This is a genomic window from Kineococcus esterisolvens (genome assembly GCF_050871405.1).
Classification (GTDB): Bacteria; Actinomycetota; Actinomycetes; order Actinomycetales; family Kineococcaceae; genus Kineococcus.
The window spans coordinates 1-23,986 of sequence record NZ_JBJLRI010000008.1; the positions used below are offsets into that span (position 1 = coordinate 1).

Below are 23,986 nucleotides of genomic sequence, written 5' to 3' on the forward strand. Positions count from 1 at the left end.
GCGTGGCGACCGGGCTCATGCCCTTGCCGAAGACCAGATCACCTTCCCAGTGACCAGGAACAGCGCGGTCGCTCGCCTCGGCGGGACGTGCAGAGATGTGCAAGGTGCCTGGCCGTGCCCCGCGCCCATCGGGCAGACGCACGCCCTTGGGCCGCCGCAGCGCGCGGCCGGTGCGCAAGTAGATGGTCAGCTCGCGGCGCAACGCTCCTCGCGGCTGGACGAAGAGCGTGCGGTAGATGCTCTCGTGGCTGACCTGCATGTCCTCATCGTCGGGGAAGGTGGCTTTCAACCAGCCGGCGATCTGCTGCGGTGACCAGCGGCGCAGCAGCTTGTCGGCGACCAGCCGACACAACTGCGGATGGCTCACCAGCTTCCACGGCTTGGGGCGAGCCGCCCGAGCCCAGGCCCGATCGTCGGCCTTGAGCGCCCGGTAACGGCGCCGTCCGCCGCCCGCGGTGACCTCTCGGCCGATGGTGGATGGCGCCCGCTGAAGCCGGCGGGCGATCTGGCGCAGCGAGCAGCCCTCGGCCAGGCCGCGGGAGATCTCCTCGCGTTCGGCCAGGCTGAGTCGTCCCCGGCCGCGGCTGCGCGGGTGCGGGCGGATGCCTCCGCAGCGTTCCAGGTAGGCGCGCACGGTGCCCGGGCACAAGCCCAGGACCCGTGAAGCCGGCTTGACTGCCATGCCTGATCGCAGCTTGTTCCAGACCGCCTCGATCATCAACGGTGTCAGCTTCTCGAAGTCCCCACGCGGCACGACAACCTCCCCGAATCACCCGATCGAGGAAGTGTTGCGCTGACCCCTTGAGACCGCCGTGGTGACAGTTCGGCGGCAGGGCGCGATGGATTCGCGTGTCGCGGGCGCAGCTCCAATCGGGTGCGCCGCTCGCTCAGGGGGTGAGCGCCTTCTGGACCGTCAGGGTGCCGGCGAGGTCAAGTTCCGTCGGGTCCCCGTGGGTTCCGGCGCGCACGAGGAGGACGGCGCCGAGTGCGGCGCTCCAGAACGTCCTGACCTCGACGGCGACAGGGCGCGTCGTGCGCCAGTCGTGGGCCTGGAGCGTCTGGGCGAGGAAGCGTTCGGACTGGCGGAACAGGACCTGGAGCCGGGAGTCCACAAGGTCGGCGAGGTGGGGCTGTGCGATCGCCGAGGCGAGCGCTCGGGTCACGGCCGGCAGTGACGGCATCGCAAGGACCGTGCGCGCGATGTTGCGGCGGAACGCCTCGGGGTCCCGGGAGCGGCGACCGACCCGCTCGACACGGCGGGCGTCGTGGAGCAGGCCGAGGAACGCGGCTTGCACCAGCAGAGAGTCCTTGGACCCGAAGTGATAGGTGACCTGGTTTGGGAACACTTCGGCCTCGCGCGCGATCTGCGCGACGCTCGCGTCGGTCTGGTGCTGCTTGATGCACAACCGCATGGTCGCTTCGAGGATGCGGTGCTTGGTCGCCCGCCCGCGCTCCCGCGACGGGCCCGTCTGAGGCGCTCCCCGTCCTTGAATCACCACCAGATTGTATGTGATACAACTGGCGTTGTTCGTTGTATGTCATACAAGAGGGGTGGAGTGGTGGAGCGAGACGTCGTGGTGACCGGGATCGGAGCGATCACGCCGCTGGGCGCGGACGTGGCCTCGACGTGGGCGGGCCTACTGGCCGGCGAGTCCGGGATCGCGGTGCACGCGTTGCCCGCATTCGAGGGTGCGGGCCTGCGGCCGCTGGTCGCCGGGGTGATGGCCGCGGACCCGGCCGACCTGGTCTCGCCGATCCAGGCTCGGCGGATGGACCGCTCCCAGCAGGCCGCGCTGGTCGCAGCGGCCGAGGCGTGGGCGGATGCCGGACGCCCGGAGGTGGATCCAGATCGTCTCGCGGTTGCGGTCGGGAGCGCGATCGGCGGCGTCCAGACCCTCCTGACCCAGCACGACACGCTCCGCACCGACGGGGTGCGCCGGGTCTCGCCGCGCACCGTACCGATGCTCATGCCGAACGCCGCGGCGGCGCAGTTGAGCATCGAGTACGACGCGCGCGCCGGGTCCTACACCCCGGTCTCGGCGTGCTCGTCGGGTGCCGAGGCGATCGCGCACGCTGCGCGACTGATCCGCGCCGGCGAGGCGGACGTCGTCATCGCCGGCGGGACCGAGGCGGCCATCACCCCGGTCACAGTCGCCGGGTTCCTGCAGGCGCGAGCGCTGACGCATCACAACGACGATCCCGCCTCGGCATCCCGGCCGTTCGCCGCCGACCGGTCGGGGTTCGTGCTCGCCGAGGGCGCCGCACTCATGGTCCTGGAAAGCGCCCAGCACGCCCGCGCCCGCGGCGCCCACATCCACGCCACGCTTGCCGGGTTCGGGATCGCGGCCGACGCCCACCACATCACCGCCCCCGACCCCGACGGCACCGGGCAGGTCTCGGCCATGCGCAAGGCGCTCGCCCAGGCCCGACTGTCGCCTCATGACGTCGACCACGTCAACGCGCATGCCACGGGCACCGCCGTCGGCGACGCGGCCGAGGCGCACGCGATCCACGAGGTCTTCGGCCCCCACGCCACAGTCACCGCACCCAAGGCTGCGCTCGGGCACCTCTTCGGAGCAGCCGGCGCAATCGAGGCACTCGTCGCGGTCCTTGCCGTTCAGCACGCCACGACCCCACCCACCCGCAACCTCACCGCGGCCGCCATCGACCCCGCACTCGGGCTCGACGTTGTCACCGTGCCCCGCTCCGCGTCACGGCCCGCCGTGCTGAGCAACTCCTTCGGTTTCGGCGGCCAGAACGTGTCCCTCGTCGTGGCTCAAGCCTGAGCGACGGTCGCGGCGTTCCGCCCGGAAGGCGCGGGAACTGGGATGGCCACGCGGGAGCTCATCGATCCTCGTGTCCGTCCTGCGATCTCGCGATGGCCCGCGGATGCTCCCCGCGGGGCGGTGACGACGTTCTGCGCGGAGGAAGGGATCTCGCGCAAGTCGTTCTACGAACTGCGTCGGCGAGCCCGGGCCGAGGGGCCGGCGGCGGTGCTCGAGCCGCGCTCACGACGTCCGCGGTCGAGCCCATCGCGGGTGAGCGAGGAGGTCAAAGCGCAGGCTGTGGCCGTGCGCGCAGCGTTGGAGTCATCCGGGCTAGACCACGGACCGATCAGCGTGCACGACAAGATGCGTGCGATGGGCCTGGACCCGGTGCCCTCGACTGCATCGTTGGCGCGGATCTTCCGGCAGGCCGGTGTGGCCAGGGTTGAACCGCAGAAGAAGCCCCGTGCGGCCTACCGCCGGTTCGTCTACCCGGCACCGAACGCGTGCTGGCAGCTGGACGCGACCGAGTACGCTCTCACCGGCGGACGCAAGTGCGTGATCTTCCAGCTCATCGACGACCACTCCCGCTACGCCGTCGCCTCCCACGTCGCCTGGGGCGAGACCGCCCAGGACGCGCTTCTGGTCGTGGACAAGGCCATCGCCGCGCACGGGGTGCCCCAACGCCTTCTTTCGGACAACGGCATCGCGCTCAACCCGTCGCGCCGCGGATACGCCGGCCGGCTCGTGGAACACCTGAGCACCCTGGCGTCGAAGCGATCACGGGTAAGCCGTACAAGCCCACCACCCAGGGCAAGAACGCTTCCACCAGACCCTGTTCCGATACCTCGACCGGAAACCGATCGCCGAGACGCTCGAGATGCTGCAGGACCAGGTCGACGAGTTCGACCACACCTGCAACACCGAGCGCCCCCACCAAGGGCTACCCGGACGGGTCACCCCGCTCACGGCCTGGGAAGCAACCCCGAAGACTGAGGCGCCCCACCCCCGACCGGCCCGCCCCACGTTCACCCGCCCCGCGCCCAGGCGGCCACAGCCCGTGCCACCGCAGGTGGCCTCCACCCTGCCCGCCGACACCCACATCAAGACCCTCACCAGCGCCGGCACCTTCACCTTGAACAAGGTCACCTGTCTCGTCGGCGGGCAGCACGCCTTCGCGCAGGTCCTGGTCATCACCGACGGCGACCAGATCATCGTGACCAACCCGCACGGCGAGATCCTCATCCAGCACACCCGACCGACATCCGGCACCACCTACGTCGGGAACGGCATGCCACCCGGGCCACGCCCCAGGACCTCCGAAACGTCACCGAAGCCCTGACACACCAACCGTCACCCATGTCCTGATGCAGAACCGTCACCGATGTCTTGAGACATCGCAGTTTTCACCTACGTCTCCGCGCTGATGGCCGACCGGATCGGGCGCAAGCGCACCTACCTCACCGGGTACGCGCTGCTGCTGGTCACCGTCTTCCCGGTGTTCGCCCTCGTCGCCAGCGGCAGCGTCTGGATGCTCTTCGCCGGTCTGGTCCTGTTCTCGGTGGGCCTCGGGCTCACCTACGGGCCGCAGACGGCCTGGTACAGCGAGATCTTCCCCGCGTCGGTGCGCTTCTCGGGCGTCGCGATCCCCTACGCGCTCGGCGCCATCATCGGCGGGGCCTTCGCCCCCACCATCGCTCAGGCGCTCGTGCAGGAGCACGGGACCCTCACGGCGGTCGGGGTCTACCTCACCGCCACGTTCGTGCTCGCCGTCGTCGCGACCTGCCTGCTGCGCGATCGTCCCGGCATCGACCTCGGTGTCGGCAGCCAGGCGGAGCAGGAGGCCGGTGCCACGGTCTTCGCGGCCCCCCGCGACCGCTCCCACGCCGAGCTCGTCTGACGCGGCGCGGGCCCGCGGGTGCGGGAGGGGCCTGCGACCTCCTCGGTGGAGCCGCTGCGCCCGTGCTGAACCGCTGCCGGGCCGCCACCGGAGCCCGGCGGCGACCCGGCGGCGGATCAGCCCGCCGTCGCGGTGATCAGGTGGGTGGCGTGGTCGTACGTGAACGTCACCCGCGCACCGCCCACCGGCACGACGAGAGGGATGTTCGGCCCGTTCGCCGCACCGCCGTCGCCGTAGTTCTCGTCCCAGCCGCCGTTCAGCGCCGCCTTGTACTCGTAGGAACCCTCCGGCAGGTCCACCTGCAGGGTCCACAGCCCGGTGGTCCCGTCCAGCGCCAGCTGCGCCTGCTCGCACCCGGGTTGCCAGTCCTCCGGGCAGCCGATCTCGCTGTTGAACGAGCCGGCGGCGGCGACGGCCTCAGGCTGGGCGCCGGGCTCGGCGGGCGGTTCCCCGGGCGCTGGCGGCGGGGGCACGACGCTCGCGGAGGTGCCGGCGGCGGCGAGGTTGCCGGAGTGGTCCTGCACGACCGCGCGGTACTCCAGCTGCGTGCCCTCGGGCAGGTCGGTGACGTCGTGGAAGACGCGGTAGGGGGCGTTGTCGTCCGTGCCCAGCGGCGTCCACTCCCGCGTCCCCGCGGTGCGGTACGCGAAGGTGACCTGGTTGAAGTCGTCACCGGGGACGTCGACGCCGACCTCGGCGCGCCCGCCGACGGTGCCGCCCGTGGTGAACACCGGTGTCCCGGCCGCCTTCGACCTCCTCAGCGGTGCGGCCGCGCGCCAGACGACCGCGGACAGCGCCGGTACGGTGACGGTGACCTCACCGGAGGCGCCGGAGCGCACCTTCCCGGTGCCGGCCGGCCACAGGCCCTCGAAGACGCGCCGCTCGTCGAAGGTGTCGAAGGTGACGGTCTGCTCCTGCCCGGAGTTGTTCACGGCGACCAGGTGCTCGCGGTCCTCGCCCTCGTCGATGCGGCTGAACGCGTACACGCCGGGGCCCTCGGAGGCGTAGCGGTCGATCTGCGCGCCGTCGGCGAGGGCGGGGTGCGCCTCGCGCAGCTGCGCCAGTCCTGCGATCCACCGGTACAGCGGGTGCGCGGTGTCGAAGTTCTCCTGCGCGGTCGTGGCGTCGGTGCCGATGAGGTCGTCGTCGTTGTAGGTCGCGACCTGCGAGGCGAACACGTCCTGGCGCGCGTCCTGGTCACCGCCGTCGCCGGTGAAGCCCTGCTCGTCGCCGTAGTAGACGACGGGCTGGCCGCGCGTGAGGTACATCAGCGCGTGCGCCAGCTGGTCGCGCCGCAGCAGCTCGTCGCCGCTCGCGCCGTCGTTGCGCAGGAAGGCGCCGATGCGGCCCATGTCGTGGTTGCCCAGGAACGTCGGCAGGGAGTAGGCGTTGGAGTCGGCGTCGGTGTAGTAGTCGTCCTGGGCGTAGAACTCGCGCAGTTCGCCGGCGTCGCCGCCGCTGCTGAACGTGCGGGCGCGCGCCTGGAAGCCGAAGTCCAGCGTGGCCTGCAACCCGGCCTCGGTGGTGAACCGGGACAGGAACTCCGGGTTCGAGTCGTACACCTCGCCGAAGGAGAAGAAGTCCTCGTTCCCCCGGGCCGCGGCGTGCTCGGCGATGGCGGGGGCGAACTCCTGCCAGAACCCGGTGCCGACGTGCTTGACGGTGTCGATGCGGAACCCGTCGATGCCGAAGTCCACCCAGGCCTCGTAGATCTCCTCCATGCCCTCGACGACCTCGGGGCGCTCGGTGAACAGGTCGTCCAGGCCGACGAAGTCGCCGTACTGGTCCGACTCCCCGCCGTTGAAGAGCGCATCACCGCGGTTGTGGTACATCGTCGGGTCGTTCAGCCAGCCGGGGACCTTCACGTCCTCCTCCCCGGGGGCGATGACCGGGGTGTACGGGAAGGACGTCTGTGCGTCCAGCGCGGGGAACTCCTCGCTGCCGGCGAACTCGCGGTCGTCGAACGCCCGTCCCTGCGCGTCCCGGTAGGGCTCGTCGGCCTTCGGGACGTAGCGCTGCGTGCCCTCGGCGTAGGAGATGACGTCGGCGGTGTGGTTGGTGATGATGTCGAAGAACACCTTGATGCCGCGGGCGTGCGCGGCGTCGACGAGCTGCTCCAGCTCCTCGTTGGTGCCCAGGTGCGGGTCGATCTGCGTGAAGTCGGTGATCCAGTACCCGTGGTAGCCGGCGGAGGTGTTCTCGCCCTCGCCCTGCACCGGCTTGTTCTCGAACGACGGCGTCAGCCAGATCGCGGTGGTGCCGAGCTGCTCGATGTAGTCGAGCCGTTCGAGGATCCCCTTCAGGTCGCCGCCGTGGTAGAAGCCCTTGTGGGTGGGGTCGTAGCCGCTGGCGAGCCGGTCGGTGCCGTACCCGCCGGTGTCGTTGGCCGTGTCGCCGTTCGCGAACCGGTCGGCCATGACGAAGTAGAAGCGCTCGCGGGTGAGGTCGTCGCGCAGCGAGGACGCGGCCAGCGCGCGGTCGGCGGCGCTCACCCCGGGCGGGTGGTGCGGGCGGCCGCGGGGGTCCGCCAGTGCCGTGGAGGTGGGGGCCAGGGCCAGGGTGAGCGCCGCTGCGCTCAGGGCCGCCAGCCGGCGGCGTCCAGCGGGAGAGGGTCGCACGGTGCCTCCTCGTCGTCGAGAGCGTGCTGGGCAGACGCTATGCGCGTGCGCGGGTGGTGTCGAGGGGCGGCCCCGCGCAGGTGGCCGACCCCGCGTCCCCCGGCGGATACCCTGGGCCCGTGACGCCGGACGCGCCCGAGACCGCCCAGACCACCCCCGCCGAGGCCGCCGCGCAGACCGGCGGGCAGCCCGCCGAGGTGGCCGCCGAGCGCGCCCACCGCCCGGTGCTGGTCGTCGACTACGGCGCCCAGTACGCCCAGCTCATCGCCCGGCGCGTGCGCGAGGCCGACGCCTACTCCGAGATCGTGCCGAGCACGACGCCGGTGGCGGAGATCCTCGCCAAGGACCCGGCCGCGGTGATCCTCTCCGGTGGCCCGTCCAGCGTGTACGCCGAGGACGCTCCCCAGGTCGACCCCGCCCTCTTCGAGGCGGGCGTCCCGGTGCTGGGCATCTGCTACGGGTTCCAGGCGATGGCCAAGGCCCTGGGCGGGGAGGTCGAGCGCACCGGCCGGCGCGAGTACGGCGGCACCGTGGCCCGCCTGGCCGACACCGCCTCCTCCACGCTGCTGCGCGACCAGCCCGCCGAGCAGTCGGTGTGGATGTCCCACGGCGACAGCGTCGCGCGCGCCCCGGAGGGCTTCCGTGTCGTCGCCTCCTCGGACGACACCCCGGTCGCGGCGTTCGAGGACGACGAGCGCCGCCTGTACGGCGTGCAGTGGCACCCCGAGGTGAAGCACTCCACCCACGGCCAGGACGTGCTGGTAAACTTCCTGCGCGAGGGTGCCCGGGTGCCGGCGGACTGGACGACCGGCAACGTCATCGACGAGCAGGTCGCGCGCATCCGCGCCCAGGTCGGCGATGGCAAGGTGATCTGCGGGCTCTCCGGCGGTGTGGACTCCGCCGTGGCGGCCGCCCTGGTGCAGCGCGCCGTGGGCGATCAGCTCACGTGCGTGTTCGTCGACCACGGCCTCCTGCGCGCCGGGGAGGCCGAGCAGGTCGAGCAGGACTTCGTCGCCGCCACCGGCGTGAAGCTGCACGTGGTCGACGCCGCGCAGCGCTTCGCCGACGCGCTCGCCGGCATCACCGACCCGGAGGAGAAGCGCAAGACGATCGGCCGCGAGTTCATCCGCGTGTTCGAGCGGGCCGCGAGCGACGTCATCGCCGCCGAGGGCGGCAGCGGCGAGGTGCGGTTCCTCGTGCAGGGCACCCTGTACCCGGACGTCGTGGAGTCCGGCGGCGGCACCGGCGCGGCCACCATCAAGAGCCACCACAACGTCGGCGGACTGCCCGAGGACATGGCGTTCGAGCTGGTGGAGCCGCTGCGCGCGCTGTTCAAGGACGAGGTCCGTGCGGTCGGCGAGCAGCTCGGCCTGCCCGAGGCGATGGTGTGGCGCCAGCCGTTCCCGGGGCCCGGCCTGGGCATCCGCATCGTCGGGGAGGTGACCCCGCAGCGCCTGGAGGTGCTGCGCGCGGCCGACGCCATCGCCCGCGAGGAGCTGACGGCCGCCGGCCTGGACCGCGAGATCTGGCAGTGCCCCGTGGTGCTGCTCGCGGACGTGCGCTCGGTCGGCGTGCAGGGCGACGGGCGCACCTACGGCCACCCCGTCGTGCTGCGTCCGGTCAGTTCCGAGGACGCCATGACGGCGGACTGGACGCGCCTGCCGTACGAGGTGCTGGCCCGCATCTCCACCCGCATCACCAACGAGGTGCCCGAGGTGAACCGCGTGGTGCTGGACGTGACGAGCAAGCCGCCGGGGACCATCGAGTGGGAGTGAGCTCCCGCCGCTGACCAGGGCCGGGCACCCCGCGGGGTGCCCGGCCCTCGTCGTCCCCGGGTCCGTCCGCCTCGCACCCGCCGGGGGCGGCGGGAACCGGGTGGACACCACCTTCCTAGGTCTCCTAGGATTTCTCCTAGGATTTCTAGGGAGAGGAGGGGCGGTGTCCCCGAGGGCCGGCATCACCGCGGCGCGGCTCGTCGAAGCCGCGGCGGACCTGGCGGACGAGGTGGGGCTGGACAAGGTCACCGTCTCCGCCCTGGCCCGCCGGTTCGGCGTCGCCGACGCGAGCCTGTATTCGCACGTGCGCAGCGCCGCCGACCTGCGCCAGCGCGTCTCGGTGCAGGCCGCGGCGGAGTTCGCCGAGGTGCTGGCCGAGGCCATCGCGGGCGTCGCCGGCGCCGAGGCGCTGACCCGGTGCGCGCTGGCGTTCCGCCGCTACGTGCTCGAGCACCCCGGCCGCTACGCCGCCACGACGGTCCGGCTGCCGCCGGAGGTCGCGGCCGTGAGCGAGGGGCACCGGCGGATCGTGCAGCTGAGCTACCGCCTGCTGGAGGGGTACGCCCTGCCGCCCGAGGCGCTGACCGACGCCGTCCGCTTCTCCCGCAGCGCCCTGCACGGCTTCGTCACCCTGGAGGCGGCCGGGGGTTTCGGCTCCGAGGGCGACCGCGAGGCGTCGTGGGTGGCCACGCTGCGGGGCGTGGACCGCGCGCTGGCGTCCTGGCCGCGCGAGGACGCACCGGGCGCCTGACGGCGCGGTGCCCGGGCGGGCGGCGGGATCGGGTGGACGACCGGACGACGAGCGGGCTGCGGGCCCGCGGAGGAGGAACCGTGCCGAACGAGCGGACCGTGGACGTGCAGCCGCAGGTGCTCACCGACGACGTGGTGCGGCGCGCCCTGCGCAACTGCAGCAAGGGGGAGGCGTCGCGGCTGAACGTCCCCGCCTGGGTGCGCGGGACGGACACCGCCACCGCGCCCGTGGTGGGCTGGCGCGACCCCAGGGCGCCCGAGCGGGGCTGCCTGCTCGTCCTCGCGGGAGGTGGGGCTCGCGGGCTGCTGCTGCGCGCGCCCAGCAGTGGGGGAGCGCGCACCGCCGCGATGTGCGACCTGTGCCGCACCACGCGCTCCGCCGGGGACGTCGCGCTGTTCGCCGCGCCCCGCGCCGGCGCCGCCGGCCGCCGCGGCGACACCGTGGGCGTGTACGCCTGCGCCGACCTGGCGTGCGCGCGGTGCGTCGAGGTCGAGAAGGGCACCTCGGCGTTGCGCCCCGACCCGGGCCGCACCGTCGCCGAGCGCCGTGCCGACCTCGCCCGCCGCGCGGGCGCCTTCGTGGACTCCGTCCTCGGCGGCTGACGGCGCGGAACCGGGCGGGCGGGGTGCCGCGGGCGGCGCCGTAGCCTGACGCGGTGCTGCGCTGGTCCACCGTCCCGGTCCTGCGCCGGGTCGAGCCGTTCGTCCTCGCCATCCTCGCCGCGGTCGCGGTGGCCGCGCTGCTTCCGGCCGGTGGCGCGTTCGCGACGGGCCTGTCGTGGGGCACCACGGTCGGCGTGGGGCTGCTGTTCTTCGTCCACGGCGCCCGGATGGCGCCGGCCGAGGCGTTGCGCGGCCTGCACGACTGGCGGCTGCAGGGTTCGGTCGCGCTGACGACCTACGTGCTGTTCCCGCTGCTGGGCGTGCTCCTGGTGCTGGCCACCGGCCGGTTCCTCGGCGAGGGGCTCGCGGCCGGCCTGCTGTTCCTGGCCGTGCTGCCCTCGACCGTGCAGTCGTCCGTGGTGTTCACGGCCCAGGCAGGTGGGAACGTGCCGGGCGCCGTGGTCAGCGCGACGGCGTCCAACCTGGCCGGCGTCGGGTTCACCCCGCTGCTGGCCGCGCTGCTGCTCGGCTCGACCGGTGCGGGCCCGGACGCCGGGTCGATCGGCCGGATCATCCTGCAGCTGCTCGTGCCGTTCCTCGTGGGGCTGGCGGCCGGCCGGTTCGTCGGGGGCTGGGTCCGCCGGCACCGGCGGCCGTTGTCCTCCCTGGACCGGGGCGTCATCGTGGCGGTGGTGTACGCGGCGTTCAGCCGCGGCGTGCGGCAGGGCGTCTGGCAGCAGGTCGGCCCCCTCGAGGTCGCCGTCGTCGTGGGCTGCGCGGCGCTGCTGCTCGCGGCGGTGCTCGCGGCGACGTGGTGGGCCCCCCGCCTGTGGGGGGCCTCGCGGCCCGACCGCGTGACGACGGTGTTCTGCGGCTCGAACAAGTCGCTGGCGACCGGGCTGCCGATGGCGACGGTGCTGTTCGACCCGCACGTCGTGGGGCTCGTCGCGCTGCCGGTCGTCCTGTACCACCCGCTGCAGATCACCGTGTGCTCGTTCCTCGCCGGCCGGATGGCGCTCGCGCGCCCCTGACGGTCCTGCGCGGCGCCCGTGCGGGTCGCCGCCCGGTGCCGGTGCCGGTGGTTCGGGGGCGGGGTTCGGGGTTGCCTGTGCGCAGGAGCCCGCGGCCGGGTCTTGTGCCGTCGGGGAGCCGGGCGTGACGTGCGACCTCGTGGTTGCGCACCGGTTCGACGCCGATCTCGTCCTCGCCGCCCCGGCCGATCCGGCCGGGCGCGACACCGTCACCCGCGTCGTGCAGCGGGAGGCGTCGGTCCGCGCCCTCGCGGGCTCCTGCGCCACGAGCTTCGCCGCCGTGCAGGAGCACGTCGCCGTCCCCGCACGGCTGCGTCGCGACCGGGCCGGCCGCCTGCAGGATCTCCTCGCCGGAGGAGCCGAGGGAAACCCGGAGGAACCACCGTGACCCCGGAGTTCTGGGACGGTTCCGCCGACGAGCACGGCGCACCGGTCCCCGAGCGCGGAGAGCCTGCAGCAGCCGCCCGGGAAGGGGGTGCTCGAGGACCTCGTCGAAGCGGTCGGGCAGGTGGACGGCCCCCTCCGGTGCCCTGCGCCCCGCGGCCGAACCCGCAACGGGCGGGCCCGGGCCGGTGCCTAGGCTGGAGCGGTGTTCATCCGCGAGGCCACCGAGGGCGACTGGCCGCTCATCCACCCGTTCTTCGCCGAGATCGTCGCGGCGGGGGAGACGTACGCCTACCCGGAGGGCCTGACCTCCGAGCAGGCCCGCGCGCTGTGGATGCAGCCGCCGCCGTGGCGCACCGTGGTCGCCGTCGAGGGGGAGGAGGTGCTCGGCTCGGCGATCACCGGCCCCAACCGCCCCGGCCGCGGCTCCCACGTCGCCACCGCCAGCTTCATGGTCGCCCCCGCGGCGCACGGTCGCGGCGTCGGCCGGGCGCTGGGCGAGCACGTGCTGGACCTGGCCCGCGCCGACGGGTACCGGGCGATGCAGTTCAACGCCGTCGTGGAGACCAACCGCGCCGCCGTCGCGCTGTGGCGCTCCCTGGGCTTCAGCGTGCTGGCCACCGTGCCGGAGGCGTTCGACCACCCCGAGCACGGGTTCGTCGGCCTGCACGTCATGCACCGGCCGCTCACCGCGCCCCGCTCCTGAGGCCCGCCCCGCGGTTCAGGCCACCGCGGCCAGCCGCCGCACCGCCTCCTCCACGTGCGCGGTGGGCAGCCCCGCCACGCACAGGCGCAGGTGCGTGGCGTCCTGCTCGGAGACGACGTAGTGCCGCCCGGGGCCGACGGCCACCCCGCGGGCCAGGGCGCGCTGCGCGAACTCCACGTCGTCCACCCCGCGCGGCAACCGGACCCACATCGAGAAGCCGCCCCGGGGGCGCGTCCAGGACCACTCGGGCAGCTCCCGCTCCAGCGCCGCGCACAGGGCCCCCACCCGGCCGGACAGCGCCGCGGCCAGCGCCCGCAGGTGCGCGCCCCAGCCGGCGCCCGTGATGAGCTCCAGCGCCGTCTCCTGCAGCGGCCGGGACACGAACAGGTCGTCCACGACGCGCAGGCCGGCGATGCGCTGCGCCACCGGCCCGCGCGCCACGACGCACCCGACGCGCAGGCTGGGCGCCGCGGCCTTCGTCAGCGAGTTCACCGTGATGACGCGCCCGTCGGTGTCGTCGCGCAGCAGCGACGGCGGCGGGTTGGGGCCGTGCCCCAGCCAGCGCGCGTAGTCGTCCTCCACCACGAAGGCCCCGGCGGCGGCCGCCGCCTCCAGCACCGGGCGGCGGCGCTCCTCCGCCAGGACCGAGCCGTCGGGGTTGGCGTAGGTGGGCTGCACGTACAGCACGCGCGCGCCCGTCGTGTCGAACGCCCGCTCCAGCAGGTCCGGGCGCACCCCGTCGGCGTCCGAGGGCACGGGCACGGGCACCAGGCCGGCGCTGCGCAGCAGCGAGATCACCCCCGGGTAGCCGGGCACGGCGACGAGCACGGGGCTGCCGGCGGGCACCAGGGCGCGCAGCACGGACGACAGCGCGCCCTGCCCGCCGGGGGTGACCAGGACGTCCTCGCGGTCGGCGCCGAGCTGGCGGGCGAACCAGGTGCGCAGCTCGCCCAGGCCCGCCGGCGGCGGCACCGACCAGGCCTGGGGGCGCCGCGCGGCGCGGGCGCTGGCCGCGGCCAGCCGGGAGGTGGGCTGCAGCGACAGGTCCATGTAGCCGCGGGCCATGTCCAGCGCGCCCTCCGGCGGGGCGCTGAGGGCGGCGACGACCCCGCCGGCCTGCACGGGGGAGGCGCCGAGGGCGACCTGCTGCCAGCCGGTGTCGGCGGCGGTGGTGGCGGTGGGCCGGGCGACGAAGGTGCCCGCCCCCGGGCGCGTGACGACGGTGCCGTCGGCGACGAGCTGGTCGACGGCCCGCTGGACGGTGACGGGCCCCACGCCCAGCTCGGTCACCAGGACCCGGCTGCTGGGCAGCTTGGCCCCCGAGGGCAGTGCGCGGGCGCGCTCGCGGAGCGTGGCGGTGACGCGCGCGACGCTGCTACCTGCGTTCATGGAACCGGAGGGTAGCGCTACCCGCTGCGCGGGGGGCCGGGATTCCGCGACCGGCGTCCGCCCGGATCGCGCGCCACCCCCGACGCGGTAGCGGCGGGTCACCGCGCTGCGCGACGTACCCTCTCCACGTGGCCCAGCCCTCCCGGACCGGCGCCGAGGCGCGCCGCGCGAGCGCCCAGGCGCTCGCGCTCACCCTCGTCGCGTGGCTGGCCGCCGCGGTCTGCGTCGTGCTGGGCGGGTGGCAGTGGCAGCGCGGCAACGTGGTCGTCAGCGAGCCCCCGGCCACCCGGCCCGTCGTGGCCGTGCAGCAGGTCGTCTCCGCCGCCGCCGGACCCGGTTCCGACCGGGCGCTGCTCTCGCGCGACGAGGTGGGCCGCCGCGTGGAGGTCCGCGGCACCTTCGACCCCGCGGTGGACCTGCTGGTGCCCGGCCGCGCGCTGGACGGGCAGCAGGGCTCCTGGGTCCTGGGCGTCGTGCGGCTGGAGGACGGCAGCGGTGTCGCCGTCGTGCGCGGCTGGGTCCCCGAGGGCGCGCCGGTCCCGGACGCGCCGGCCGGGCCCGTGGACCTGCTCGGCGTGCTGCAGCCGCCGGAGAACTCCGACGTCGCCCCCTCCACGACCGCGCTGGCGGACGGTCAGGTCCCGGTGGTCAGCGCCGCCGACCTCGTCAACCGGGTGGACTACCCCGTCGCCAACGCCTACGTCACCGCCACCGAGCCCGTCGCGGCACCGGCGTCGGGCACGGGCCTGCGCGCCGTGCCCCCCGCCGACCCCGGCGAGTCGAACCGGCACCTGGACTGGCGCAACCTCGCCTACGCCGCGCAGTGGTGGGTCTTCGCCGCCTTCGCGCTCGTGCTGTGGCGGCGGGCGCTGCGCGACCTGCGCGACGACCGGCGGGCCGCCGCGCTCGAGGCCGCGTCGGACCCCGCATCGGGCCCCGCGTCCGACCCCGCGTCGGACCCCGCGGGCGCCGCGCCCGCCGGGCCCCGGCAGGATCGTGCCCCACACCCCGCCGACGGTCCGGGAGGACGAGACGTGAGCAGCACCCGATGAGCGCCGACCGCACAGCCCCCGGCGTGCAGAGCGCGGACAGGATCCGCTCCGCGCTGACCCGCTACCGCGTCATGGCGTGGGTCACCGGCATCGGCCTGCTCGTCGTCGTCGCCGGGATGGTGCAGGAGTACGCGCTGCACCGCGGGGACTCCATCACCCGCGTCATGGGGCCCGTGCACGGCCTCTTCTACGTGCTGCTGCTCATCACCACCTTCGACCTGGGCACCCGCGTGCGCTGGCCGTGGTCGCGGATGCTGCTCACCGCGCTGGCGGGCACCGTGCCGTTCCTGTCCTTCTACGCCGAGCGCAAGAACCAGCGCGCCGTGCGCGAGCAGCTGGCCGGCCGCCCGCCGGTGGCCTGAGGCGCCGTGACGACGAACGGCCCCGGCACCACCGGCGAGCGGCCCGCGCTGCAGCGGGTCGTGGTGCACGTCGCGCTGCGCTCGCGCGGGCAGCTGCTCGTGCGGAGCGGTCCCGGCGGTGGTGGTGACGCGCCCGGCGGGGTGCTGCCGTGGGCGGTGCTGGCGCACGGGGAGACGCCCGCGGCCGGTGCCCACCGGGCGCTCGCGGCCGTGGGTGCCCCGCCCGCCCGCACCGGCCCGCCGCTGGAGATCCGCGACGCCGTGCGCCGCGCCCTCGGCGAGGAGGTGCCCGGCCACGCCGGCGGGGTCGACCTGCACACCGTCCACGTGGTCCTGTCGGCCCAGGTCGCCGACCACGCCCTGCGCGAGCGCGCCGGCGCGGCCCGCTGGGTGCCCGACCCCGGCGACCACCCCCTCGTCGCCGACGCCCTGGCGCGCGTCGAGCCCGCCGAGCTGGAACGGCTGCAGGTGCCCGACGACGACCGGACCCCCGTGCTGCGCCAGCGCCTGGCCGCCTACGCCGTCGTCGTCAGCCCCGCCGGGGAGATCCTGCTCACCCGGCTGTCGCCCATCACGCCCAGCCCGGGCCGCTGGACGCTGCCCGGCGGCGGCGTCGACCACGGCGAGCACCCGCTCGCGGCCGCCGTGCGGGAGGTCCACGAGGAGACCGGCATGGAGGTCGACGTGGACGGCCTGGCCGACATCGGTTCCGAGCACTTCACCGGCCGCTCCCCGCGCGGGGTGCTGGAGGACTTCCACGCCGTGCGCGTGCTGGTCACCGCCACCGCCCGGCGGGTGCGCGACCCGCAGGTGCTGGACGTGGGCGGCAGCACCGACCTGGGCTCGTGGGTCCCGCTGGCGGACGCGACGCAGTGGGGACTGGTGGGCGTGGCGCACCGCGGCGTGCAGATCGCGCTGCGGCAGCGGGACGGCGAGCCCGCGAAGCGGCAGGCCGGGCGGAGCTGAGCGGGCCGTCCGCCGCGACACGAGGAGTTCACACGGCGAACGCTCCCCGGCGGCCCCCCGTCACTGGCAGACTCCGCCCGCGTCAGTCCCTCCGCGCGGAAGCGAGCACATGAGCCGTCCCCTCGTTCGACTCGTCGGTCCTGCTGTCGGCCTCGTGGCGTTCACGGGCTCGCTGGGCCTGGTGTGCGCGGGGCTCGCCCCCGCGGCCCTGGCCGCGACCGCCCCGCCCACCGCCACCGCCCCGCCCACCGCGGCTCCGGTCGAGACGGCTCCCGCGACGCCGGCCGGCGAGGTCGCCGAAATCCTGCCCGTGCCCGCCGAGGGCCAGACGCAGATCCAGATCGGCGCGTTCAACGACCTGCACGGCCGCCTGGAGGCGCCCGACGAGACCGACGACGGCGCACCGGTCGGCGGCGCCGCGCAGCTCGCCGGGGCGCTGGACGCGCTGCGCGCGCAGCAGCCGAACACCGTCGCGGTCTCGGTCGGCGACAACATCGGCGCCTCCACGTTCACCTCCTTCATCCAGCAGGACGAACCCACCCTCGAGGCGCTGAACGCGATGGGCGTGGCGGTCTCCGCCGTCGGCAACCACGAGTTCGACAAGGGCTACGCCGACCTGACCGACCGCGTCGGCGTGGACGGCGAGAGCGGCCTGGCCGGATTCCCGTACCTGGGCGCGAACGTGCTGAGGGCCGACGGCAGCCCCGCGATGCCCGCGTTCGCCACCACCGACGTCGGCGGCGTCCGCGTCGGTTTCGTCGGCGTCGTCACGAGCGCCACGCCGAGCCTCGTGGCGCCCGACGGCATCGCCGGGCTGCGGTTCACCGACCCGGTGGAGGCCGCCAACCGCGTCGCCGCGCAGCTCTCCGACGGCGACACCGCCAACGACGAGGCGGACGTCGTCGTGCTGCTCGCCCACGAGGGGTCCGAGGGCACCGACTGCGAGGAGGTCCGCACCACCGGCCGCTTCGGCGAGATCGTGCAGGGCGCCTCCGCCGAGATCGACGCGATCCTCTCCGGGCACACGCACCAGCTCTACGACTGCGAGTTCCCCGTGGAGGGCAAGCAGGTGGCCCGCCCGGTGCTGTCCGCGGAGTCCTACGGCACGGCCCTGGACCGCGTGGTCCTCAACGTCGACGACGCCACCGGCGAGGTCGTCGCCCAGGCCCACGAGGTCGTCCCGGTGCAGGGTTTCGCCCCCGACGCCGAGGTGCGGGCGATCGTGGAGGAGGCCGTCGCGTTCGCCGCGGAGGAGGGGGCGCGCCCGGTCGGCCGCATCACCGCCGACGTCACCCGCGCGTTCTCCGGCGCCGAGGACGACCGCGGCACGCAGTCGCCGCTGGCGAACCTCATCGCCGACGCGCAGCTGCAGCAGACCCGGGGCGCGGGCGCGCAGATCGCGCTGATGAACCCCGGCGGCGTCCGCGACGACCTGGAGTTCACCGCCTCCGGTTCCGAGGGCGACGGGGTCGTCACCTACGCCGAGGCCGCCGCGGTGCAGCCGTTCGCGAACTCCGTGGTCACCCTCACCCTCACCGGGGCGCAGGTGCGCCAGGTGCTGGAGGAGCAGTGGCAGCCGGAGGGCTCGTCGCGGCCGTTCCTGGCCCTCGGCGTCTCCGACGGGTTCTTCTTCACCTACGACCCGGCCGCGCCCGCCGGGCAGCACGTCACCTCGGTGACGCTGGACGGGCAGGAGCTGGACCCGGCGGCGACGTACCGGGTGACGGTGAACAGCTTCCTGGCCTCCGGCGGGGACAACTTCACCACCCTGGCCGAGGGCACCGAGCGCACCGAGCTGGGCAGGACCGACCTGGAGGCGTTCACCGCCTACCTGGGCCTGCCGGAGAACCAGCCGCTGACCGCGGACCAGGAGCCGCGCTCGGCGGTGGCCGCAGCCGTTCCGGCGCCGACCACCCCCGCCCCCACCGCGTCCGCTCCCGCCCCGGTGCCCACCACCGCGCCGACGGCGGCCCCCACCACCGCGCCGACGTCCTCGGCGCCCGCGGCGCCCGCGCGCACCACCCGTCCCAGCGCCACGAGCAGCCGCCCGGCGTCCGCTGCGACCGGTCGTCTGGCGAACACCGGCACCGACGTCGCCCCGTACGTGGCGACCGGCGCGGGCCTGGTGTTCATCGGCGGGTTCCTGATCGCCACCTCCCGCCGCCGGCGCCCCGGCGCCTGAGACCCGCCCGCGACGCGACGAGGGCCACCCGGGATCTCCCGGGTGGCCCTCGTCGCGTCTGGTGGTCGCCCCGACGGTCGCCTCGCGGCGAGCGGCCGCTCGTAGCGGCGTGTGGTGAGGCCCGGGGACACGTACCGGGGCGACCTCCTGGTCCAAGCACGCGGGGGGCCCGGCGATTCCCGGACCCCCCGCGTGAGCTGCGTCACGCCCTCGGCTCACGCCCGCCGGGTCACGGCCGGGCGCCGGCCCGGTGCTCCAGCGCGGCGCCCTCGACGTCCAGCGCCGGCAGCCAGCGCAGCCAGCGCGGCAGCCACCACGCCGAGCGCCCCAGCAGCGCCAGCGCCGCCGGCACCAGGACCATCCGCACCACCACGGCGTCGGCGAGGATGCCGATGGCCAGCGCGAACGCGATCGGCTTGATCGTCGCGTCGCCCTCGGGGACGAAGCCGGCGAAGACCGCGAACATGATCGCCGCCGCGGCCACGACCACCGGCGCCGCCTGCCGGAAGCCGGTGCGTACCGCCGCCACCGGGTCGGCGCCGTGGGCGTGGGCCTCGTGCATCCGCGAGACGAGGAACACCTGGTAGTCCATCGCCAGGCCGAACAGGATGCCGACCACGATGATCGGCGCCAGGCTCAGCAGCGGCCCGGTGGCCTCGGCGTTCACGACGTCCTTCAGCCAGCCCCACTGGAACACCGCGACGGTCGCGCCCAGGGAGGAGCCGATCGTCAGCAGGAAGCCCAGCACGCCGACCAGCGGCACCAGCAGCGAGCGGAACACCAGCACCAGCAGCAGCAGCGCCAGCCCCACCACCAGCACCAGGTACACCGGCAGCGCCTCGTCCAGGGTGCGTGAGACGTCCACGCCCACCGCGGTGCTGCCCGTGACGTACGCCGCGGTGCCGGCGGCGGCGTCCGCGGCCAGGCGCTCGCGGATGTCGGCCACGAGCTCGCGGGTGGCCTCGTCGTCGGGGCCGGTGGTGGGGATGACGGTGACCAGGGCGGCGGTGCCCGCGGCGTTGGGCTGCGCGGGCGCGGCGAGCGCCACCCCGGGCAGCGCGGCGACCTCGGACTGCACCTCCTGGGCGCGCTCGTAGGCGCCCTCACCGTCGACCAGGACCAGCAGCGGCCCGGTCACCCCCGCCCCGAAGCGCTCGGACAGCAGCTGCGTGGCGCGCGCCTGGGTGCTGTCCTCCGGCGGCAGCTGGTTCAGCGTGGTGCGCAGCGAGAAGACCGGCAGCGCGACGACCGCCAGCGCCACGACGGCGGCGAGCAGGCTGGGCCAGCGGTGCCGGGTCACGGTGCGCGCCCAGCCGCTGAAGAACCCGCGCCCGTCGGCGTCGGGGGAGGGCAGGGCCACGTGCTGGCCGCCCTCGTGCGCCAGTGCGCGCCGCGCCCGCCGCGACAGCGCGCGGGTGCCGATCAGCCCGAGCGCCGCGGGCACCAGCGTGAGCGCCACGAGCACGGCCACGACGACGGTGGCGGCGGCGGCCAGGCCCATCTCGGTGAGGAACGGGATGCCCGCCACCGACAGCCCGGCCAGGGCGATGACGACGGTCAGGCCGGCGGTGAGCACCGCGGAACCCGCGGTGCCCACGGCGATCGCGGCGGCCTCGGGCACGGGCCGGCCGTCCAGCAGCTCGTGCCGGAACCGCGTGACGATGAACAGGGCGTAGTCGATCCCCACGGCCAGGCCGAGCATGACGGCCAGGATCGGGGTGGTCGACTGCAGGTCGACGAACCCGGTGAGCACGGTGATGCCCAGGACGCCGGTGCCGACGCCGACCAGTGCCGTCAGCAGGTTCATCCCGGCGGCCACCAGCGAGCCGTAGGTGATGGCCAGCACCACCAGGGCCGCCACGACGCCGATCGCCTCGGCGGCGCCGCCGACCTCGGAGACCGCCTGGGTGGCCTCGCCGGTCGCCTCGGCGGTCAGCCCGGCGGCGCGCGCGTCCTCCAGGACGCCCAGCAGCTCCTCGCGCTGGGCCTCGGTGATCTCCGGCGCCTGCACCCCGTAGGTGACGGTGCTGTACGCGGCGCGCTGGTCGGGGGAGACCGCGGGCGCCTGCGGGTCCAGCGGGTTCGTGGCGCTCGCCACGCCGTCCAGCTGCTGCAGCTCGGCGACGACCTGCGCGACGGCGGCGGCGTTCTCCGGGGCGGTGACGAGCTCCTCGCCGGGCGCCTGCAGGACCACCTGGGCGCTCGCGCCGGTGGAGCGGTCGCCGAAGCGCTCGTCGATGAGGCGCAGCGCGGTCGTGGACTCCTGGCCGGGGATCTCGAACGTGTTCACGGTGGAGCCGGCCAGCGTGGCGGCGCCGACGCCGGTGCCGAGCAGGACGAGCACCCAGACGCCCAGGACGAGCAGGCGGTGGCGCACCGCCCCCAGTCCCAGGCGGTGCAGGAAGGTGGCCATGGGGGTGTTCTCCTCGGGTCTCAGGCGCCGCTGGGGGCGTCGGTGGGGGCGTCGGCGGGGTGGCCGAGGGCGCCGACGGCCGCGGCGACGAGCAGGGGCCGCACGACGTGGGCGGGCTGGTGCTCGCGGCAGGCGAGCGCGGCGGTGGCCAGGCCCCCCAGGCAGGTGGTCAGGCGCACCGCGCGCTCCGGGCCGGTGTCGGGCGGTGCGGCGAACGCCTCGAAGAGCACCGCCGCCAGCTCCTCGAGCTGGCGGGCCTGCTCCTGCGCCCCGCCGCTGACGGAGGACAGGGCCAGGGCCGTGAAGCCGGGCCGCGCCAGGGCGAGGTCGGCCAGGGCGGCGACGACGGCGCGGTCGCGGGCGGGGCCGGGCGGTGAGGCCGCGACGCCCCCGGCGAGGCGGCGCACGTGGTCGAGGGTCATGGCCAGCGCGGCGCCGGCCAGCGCCTCCTTGGTGGGGAAGCGGTGCAGCAGCCCCGTCTTGGAGTAGCCGGTGGCGTCGGCGACGCGCTGGACGGAGGTGTGCTCGACGCCGTGCCGCGCGAAGAGGGCGGCGGCGGCGTCGAGGATCTCCTCGTCGATCTGCTGGCGGGTGGGACGCGGCACCGGACCAGAGTAGACCAGGAACGACCAAGTCGGTCGATCAGGGACCGCGGTGGTCCTCCCCGGTCCGCGCGCGGGCCCGGGTGTCGGGGCGCGGGCCTACCCTGGGGCGCGATGAGCACCTTGTTCGACGACCTCCCCCTCGGCGGCCCGGGCGAGCCCGCGGCCCGCGCCGGTGCGCCCACGGCCCGCCGGGGGCCCGGCGCGGCCGACCTGCTGGCCGGGCTGAACCCGCAGCAGCGCGAGGCCGTCGTGCACGCGGGCTCCCCGCTGCTCATCGTCGCCGGCGCCGGTTCCGGCAAGACGCGCGTGCTCACCCACCGCATCGCCCACCTGCTCGCCGAGCGCGGCGCCACGGCGGGCCAGGTCCTCGCCATCACCTTCACCAACAAGGCCGCCGCCGAGATGCGCGAGCGCGTCGCCGCCCTGGCCGGCGACGTCGTGGGGATGGGCGCGCGCAGCATGTGGGTCTCCACGTTCCACTCCGCGTGCGTGCGGATCCTGCGCCGCGAGGCCGCCACGCTGGGGATGCGCTCGTCGTTCTCCATCTACGACTCCGCCGACTCCCAGCGCCTGATGACCATGGTCGTGCGCGAGCTCGAGCTGGACCCGAAGAAGCACGCCCCCCGCGCGCTGAGCGCGATGGTCTCCAACCTCAAGAACGAGCTCGTCGACGAGGAGGAGTACGCCGAGCGCGCCGCGGCCGAGACCGCCACGCCCGCCGAGAAGGTGCTCGCGCAGGTGTACCGCTCGTACCAGCAGCGGCTGCGCCAGGCGCACGCGATGGACTTCGACGACCTCATCATGTCGACCGTCCACCTGCTGCAGGCGTTCCCCGACGTCGCCGAGCACTACCGCCGCCGCTTCCGGCACGTCCTCGTCGACGAGTACCAGGACACCAACCACGCCCAGTACGTGCTGGTGCGCGAGCTCGTCGGCGGCTCGGTCAGCGAGGCCGCCGCCCGCGGCGGGCACGCGCTGGCGGTGCCGCCGGCGGAGCTGACCGTCGTCGGCGACGCCGACCAGTCGATCTACGCCTTCCGCGGCGCGACGATCCGCAACATCACCGAGTTCGAGCAGGACTACCCGGACGCGAAGACCGTGCTGCTGGAGCAGAACTACCGCTCCACCCAGACGATCCTCACCGCCGCCAACCAGGTCATCGCGGTCAACACCGACCGCCGCGCCAAGAACCTGTGGACCGCCTCCGGAGCGGGGGAGAAGATCGTCGGCTACGTCGCCGACGACGAGCACGGCGAGGCGCAGTTCGTCGCCGACGAGGTCGACCGCCTGCACGACGAGGCGGGCGTGCGCTACGGCGACGTCGCGGTGTTCTACCGCACCAACGCGCAGTCCCGGGCGCTGGAGGAGGTGTTCATCCGCACCGGCCTGCCCTACAAGGTCGTCGGCGGCACCCGCTTCTACGAGCGCCGCGAGGTCAAGGACGCCGTCGCGTACCTGCGACTGCTGGACAACCCCGACGACACGGTCAACCTGCGCCGCGTCCTGAACGTCCCCAAGCGCGGCATCGGCGAACGCGCCGAGGCCACGCTGGCGGTGTTCGCCGAGCGCGAGCGCATCCCGTTCGGGCAGGCCCTGGAGCGCGCCGACGAAGCGGTGGGCCTGGTGGCCCGTTCCCTGAACGCCGTGAAGGGCTTCGCCCAGCTGGTGGCGGACCTGCGCACCCTGGCGGAGTCCGGCGCCTCCCCGGCCACCGTGCTGCAGGCGGTCCTGGAGCAGACCGGCTACCTCGCCGAGCTGCGCGCCAGCGGCGACCCGCAGGACGAGTCCCGCGTGGAGAACCTCGCCGAGCTCGTCGCGGTGGCCGAGGAGTTCTCCGACGCCGACCCCGACGGCACCCTCTCGGACTTCCTCGAGCGCGTCTCCCTCGTCGCGGACGCCGACCAGATCCCCGAGGAGGAGGACGGCGGCGGCGTGGTCACCCTCATGACCCTGCACACCGCCAAGGGCCTGGAGTTCCCCGTCGTCTTCCTCACCGGCATGGAGGACGGCACGTTCCCGCACCAGCGCTCCCTGGGCGACCCGGACCAGCTCGCCGAGGAGCGGCGCCTGGCGTACGTGGGGCTCACCCGCGCCCGCGAGCGGCTGTACCTGTCGCGCTCGGCGGTGCGCAGCGCGTGGGGTGCGCCCCAGCAGTACCCCGCCAGCCGCTTCCTCGACGACGTCCCGGCGGACCTGCTGGACTGGCGGCGCGGGGAGGCCGCGTTCGCGACGTCCGCCGCGTCCTCCTCCGCGCCGCGCCCGCCGTCGCGGCCGGTGACGCGCTCGGCCGGCACCCGGCCCGTCATCAGCCTGGCCCCCGGCGACCGCGTCACCCACGACACCTTCGGCCTGGGCACCGTGGTGCGGCTGGAGGGCGAGGGCGACAAGACCGTCGCGCACGTCGACTTCCGCGGCGAGGGCACCAAGCGCCTCCTGCTGCGCTACGCGCCGGTGGAGAAGCTGTGAGGTGCCTCCCCGGCCGGAG

19 protein-coding genes and 1 pseudogene are annotated in these 23,986 nt (G+C 74.7%); 14 read left to right on the forward strand and 6 right to left on the reverse strand.

Going from position 1 to position 23,986, the window contains the following annotated elements:
* Nucleotides 1–718: IS30 family transposase (locus ACRYR8_RS04725; protein WP_432483002.1), on the reverse strand; the 718-nt coding region annotated here is incomplete at its 3' end.
* 169 nt (nt 719–887) lie between these two features.
* Nucleotides 888–1,496, reverse strand: a complete 609-nt coding sequence (locus ACRYR8_RS04730; protein ID WP_432482928.1) for a TetR/AcrR family transcriptional regulator C-terminal domain-containing protein — start codon at nt 1,494–1,496, stop codon at nt 888–890.
* Nucleotides 1,497–1,535: 39 nt separating this feature from the next.
* Here ACRYR8_RS04730 and ACRYR8_RS04735 point away from each other — a divergent pair, with 39 nt between their 5' ends.
* From ACRYR8_RS04735 to ACRYR8_RS04745, 3 genes and pseudogenes are all read left to right on the forward strand, one after another.
* Complete coding sequence (locus ACRYR8_RS04735; RefSeq protein WP_432483003.1) at nt 1,536–2,786, forward strand: beta-ketoacyl-[acyl-carrier-protein] synthase family protein; 1,251 nt, start codon at nt 1,536–1,538, stop codon at nt 2,784–2,786.
* A 42-nt stretch (nt 2,787–2,828) separates the two neighbouring features.
* Nucleotides 2,829–4,107: pseudogene (locus ACRYR8_RS04740) on the forward strand (DDE-type integrase/transposase/recombinase).
* A gap of 54 nt (nt 4,108–4,161) precedes the next feature.
* Nucleotides 4,162–4,665, forward strand: a complete 504-nt coding sequence (locus ACRYR8_RS04745; protein ID WP_432483004.1) for an MFS transporter — start codon at nt 4,162–4,164, stop codon at nt 4,663–4,665.
* Between the two features lie 116 nt (nt 4,666–4,781).
* Here the strand turns inward: ACRYR8_RS04745 and ACRYR8_RS04750 are convergent, their stop codons facing one another.
* Complete coding sequence (locus tag ACRYR8_RS04750; RefSeq protein ID WP_432482929.1) at nt 4,782–7,283, reverse strand: alpha-amylase family glycosyl hydrolase; 2,502 nt, start codon at nt 7,281–7,283, stop codon at nt 4,782–4,784.
* Nucleotides 7,284–7,480: 197 nt separating this feature from the next.
* On the opposite strand from ACRYR8_RS04750, the gene guaA reads away from it, so the two are divergent.
* The 6 genes from guaA (at nt 7,481) to ACRYR8_RS04780 (ending at nt 12,532) form a co-directional block, all read left to right on the forward strand.
* Nucleotides 7,481–9,058 (forward strand): glutamine-hydrolyzing GMP synthase, encoded by a 1,578-nt coding sequence (gene guaA, locus ACRYR8_RS04755; protein ID WP_432483005.1) that lies wholly within the window; start codon nt 7,481–7,483, stop codon nt 9,056–9,058.
* A 163-nt stretch (nt 9,059–9,221) separates the two neighbouring features.
* Nucleotides 9,222–9,809 carry a TetR/AcrR family transcriptional regulator gene (locus ACRYR8_RS04760; RefSeq protein ID WP_432482930.1) on the forward strand — a complete coding sequence of 196 codons (588 nt, stop codon included), beginning with the start codon at nt 9,222–9,224 and terminating at the stop codon, nt 9,807–9,809.
* A gap of 80 nt (nt 9,810–9,889) precedes the next feature.
* Nucleotides 9,890–10,411 (forward strand): FBP domain-containing protein, encoded by a 522-nt coding sequence (locus ACRYR8_RS04765; protein ID WP_432482931.1) that lies wholly within the window; start codon nt 9,890–9,892, stop codon nt 10,409–10,411.
* A 53-nt stretch (nt 10,412–10,464) separates the two neighbouring features.
* Nucleotides 10,465–11,442, forward strand: a complete 978-nt coding sequence (locus ACRYR8_RS04770) for a bile acid:sodium symporter family protein (protein WP_432482932.1) — start codon at nt 10,465–10,467, stop codon at nt 11,440–11,442.
* Nucleotides 11,443–11,566: 124 nt separating this feature from the next.
* Nucleotides 11,567–11,830 carry a hypothetical protein gene (locus tag ACRYR8_RS04775; RefSeq protein ID WP_432482933.1) on the forward strand — a complete coding sequence of 88 codons (264 nt, stop codon included), beginning with the start codon at nt 11,567–11,569 and terminating at the stop codon, nt 11,828–11,830.
* Between the two features lie 201 nt (nt 11,831–12,031).
* Nucleotides 12,032–12,532 carry a GNAT family N-acetyltransferase gene (locus ACRYR8_RS04780; RefSeq protein ID WP_432482934.1) on the forward strand — a complete coding sequence of 167 codons (501 nt, stop codon included), beginning with the start codon at nt 12,032–12,034 and terminating at the stop codon, nt 12,530–12,532.
* Nucleotides 12,533–12,547: 15 nt separating this feature from the next.
* Here ACRYR8_RS04780 and ACRYR8_RS04785 read toward each other — a convergent pair whose 3' ends face one another.
* Nucleotides 12,548–13,921 carry an aminotransferase-like domain-containing protein gene (locus tag ACRYR8_RS04785; RefSeq protein WP_432482935.1) on the reverse strand — a complete coding sequence of 458 codons (1,374 nt, stop codon included), beginning with the start codon at nt 13,919–13,921 and terminating at the stop codon, nt 12,548–12,550.
* 128 nt (nt 13,922–14,049) lie between these two features.
* Here ACRYR8_RS04785 and ACRYR8_RS04790 point away from each other — a divergent pair, with 128 nt between their 5' ends.
* The 4 genes from ACRYR8_RS04790 to ACRYR8_RS04805 all read left to right on the forward strand — a co-directional run bounded on the left by ACRYR8_RS04790 (nt 14,050) and on the right by ACRYR8_RS04805 (nt 18,483).
* Complete coding sequence (locus ACRYR8_RS04790) at nt 14,050–14,973, forward strand: SURF1 family protein (RefSeq protein ID WP_432482936.1); 924 nt, start codon at nt 14,050–14,052, stop codon at nt 14,971–14,973.
* Nucleotides 14,970–15,335, forward strand: a complete 366-nt coding sequence (locus tag ACRYR8_RS04795) for a DUF3817 domain-containing protein (RefSeq protein ID WP_432482937.1) — start codon at nt 14,970–14,972, stop codon at nt 15,333–15,335. The genes ACRYR8_RS04790 and ACRYR8_RS04795 overlap by 4 nt, the downstream gene beginning before the upstream one ends.
* A gap of 6 nt (nt 15,336–15,341) precedes the next feature.
* A complete protein-coding gene (locus ACRYR8_RS04800) occupies nt 15,342–16,301 on the forward strand; it encodes an NUDIX hydrolase (RefSeq protein ID WP_432482938.1) in 960 nt (319 codons plus the stop codon).
* 109 nt (nt 16,302–16,410) lie between these two features.
* Nucleotides 16,411–18,483, forward strand: a complete 2,073-nt coding sequence (locus tag ACRYR8_RS04805) for a bifunctional metallophosphatase/5'-nucleotidase (protein WP_432482939.1) — start codon at nt 16,411–16,413, stop codon at nt 18,481–18,483.
* A 229-nt stretch (nt 18,484–18,712) separates the two neighbouring features.
* Here ACRYR8_RS04805 and ACRYR8_RS04810 read toward each other — a convergent pair whose 3' ends face one another.
* Together ACRYR8_RS04810 and ACRYR8_RS04815 are read right to left on the reverse strand one after the other, a co-directional pair.
* Entirely contained in the window at nt 18,713–20,896 is a 2,184-nt protein-coding gene (locus ACRYR8_RS04810) for an MMPL family transporter (RefSeq protein WP_432482940.1), read from the reverse strand.
* 20 nt (nt 20,897–20,916) lie between these two features.
* Nucleotides 20,917–21,501 (reverse strand): TetR/AcrR family transcriptional regulator, encoded by a 585-nt coding sequence (locus ACRYR8_RS04815; protein WP_432482941.1) that lies wholly within the window; start codon nt 21,499–21,501, stop codon nt 20,917–20,919.
* Nucleotides 21,502–21,612: 111 nt separating this feature from the next.
* Here ACRYR8_RS04815 and pcrA point away from each other — a divergent pair, with 111 nt between their 5' ends.
* The gene (pcrA, locus tag ACRYR8_RS04820) at nt 21,613–23,967 is read left to right on the forward strand and encodes a DNA helicase PcrA (RefSeq protein ID WP_432482942.1); all 2,355 of its coding nucleotides are present in this window, start codon (nt 21,613–21,615) and stop codon (nt 23,965–23,967) included.
* Nucleotides 23,968–23,986 lie beyond the last annotated feature (19 nt).